This is a genomic window from Stenotrophomonas pictorum JCM 9942 (genome assembly GCF_001310775.1).
Taxonomy (GTDB): domain Bacteria; phylum Pseudomonadota; class Gammaproteobacteria; order Xanthomonadales; family Xanthomonadaceae; genus Stenotrophomonas; species Stenotrophomonas pictorum.
This window is the reverse complement of the sequence record NZ_BAZI01000522.1, coordinates 1-1,533: the sequence shown is the minus strand read 5'-3', so window position 1 is coordinate 1,533 and position 1,533 is coordinate 1. Positions and strand designations below refer to the sequence as shown.

The following is a 1,533-nucleotide window of genomic DNA, read 5'->3' as shown; positions in this document are numbered from 1 at the left end:
CCTTGCCCAGCGTGGCCAGCTGCAGCGGCACCTCGTTCACGCCCAGCCCGGCCTCGGCCACGCAGCCGCGGCCGTCCGCGCCGACCACACCGACGCCATGGGCGTCATCGACGTAAAACAGCGCCTGCTGCATGCGCGCCACCAGCGACAGCGAGCGCAGCGGGGCGATATCGCCGTCCATGCTGAACACGCCATCGGTGACCAGCATCGCCGCGCCGTCGGGGGCGTGCTTGAGCTGGCGGATCGCGCCTTCGCTGTCCAGGTGCGGATAGCGCCGCAGGCGGCAGCCGGCCAGACGCGTGGCATCGAGCAGGCTGGCATGGTTTAGCCGGTCCTGCACGCAGACATCGTTCTCCTCGCTCAGCAGCGCCTGCTGCACGGCCAGGTTGGCCATGTAGCCGCTGTCGAACAGCAGCGCCCGCGGATAGCCGAGCCAGTCGGCCATCTCCTGTTCCAGCTGCGCATGCAGCGCATGGTGGCCGCAGACCAGATGCGAGGCGGTGCTGCCGGCGCCGTCACGCGCGGCGGCGTCCTGCAGCGCGGCGACCACTTCGAACTGCTGCGACAGGCCGAGGTAGTCGTTGCTGCAGAAGCCGGTCAGCCACCGGCCATCGATTTCCAGGCGCACCCCGTCGCGGCGCGACACGGTGCGCCGGGTGCGGATCCGCCCCTGGGCTTCGCGCAGTTTGCGTTGATCCTGCAGGCGTTCGTGGAGATCGGGACGGGCCATGGCGCGTTTTCATGGACGGATGGCCGGCTAGCGTACCCGGTTGTCGTTGCCGACGTCCGGGCCACGCTGCGCGGCCGATCCGCTGCCGGATCAGGCCGGCTGCGCGCAGGCCGGGGCGATATCCAGATGCACCGTGCCGGGGTGATCGTGGTCATCGGCATCCACCGCGACCGGCATCGGGGTCAGGCCCAGACGTTCGAACAGCGCCAGATCACGCGCGGTGTCCGGGTTGCCGGTGGTCAGCAGCTTCTCACCGTAGAAGATGGAGTTGGCGCCGGCGGAAAAACACAACGCCTGCAGCTCGTCGCTCATGCTTTCGCGCCCGGCCGAGAGCCGCACCATCGAGCGCGGCATGACGATGCGGGCCACGGCGATCATGCGCACGAACTCGAACGGGTCCAGCTCCGCGCTTCCATGCAACGGGGTACCGGCGACCTGTACCAGCCGGTTGATCGGCACCGAATCCGGGTGCGCGGGCAGGTTGGCCAGTGCCAGCAGCAGGCCGGCGCGGTGTTCGCGGGTCTCGCCCATGCCGACGATGCCGCCGCAGCAGGTCTTCAGCCCGGCATTGCGCACGTGTTCGAGCGTATCGAGCCGGTCCTGGTACTGGCGGGTGTGGATGATGGAGTCGTAGTAATCCGGCGCGGTGTCCAGATTGTGGTTGTAGTAATCCAGCCCGGCGTCCTTCAGCGCCTGGGCCTGGTGGCCTTCGAGCATGCCCAGCGTGGCGCAGGTCTCCAGACCCAGGGCCTTCACCTCGGCGATCATCGCCGCGACCTTGGGGATGTCGCGGTCCTTGGGCG

Annotated in this window: 2 protein-coding genes; both read right to left on the bottom strand. The window is 68.9% G+C overall.

The annotated features are described in order from the left end of the window. Positions 1-730: aminotransferase class I/II-fold pyridoxal phosphate-dependent enzyme (locus JCM9942_RS15670; RefSeq protein WP_157722983.1), on the bottom strand; the 730-nt coding region annotated here is incomplete at its 3' end. A 90-nt stretch (positions 731-820) separates the two neighbouring features. Next, positions 821-1,533: biotin synthase BioB (gene bioB / locus JCM9942_RS15665; RefSeq protein WP_054660788.1), on the bottom strand; the 713-nt coding region annotated here is incomplete at its 5' end.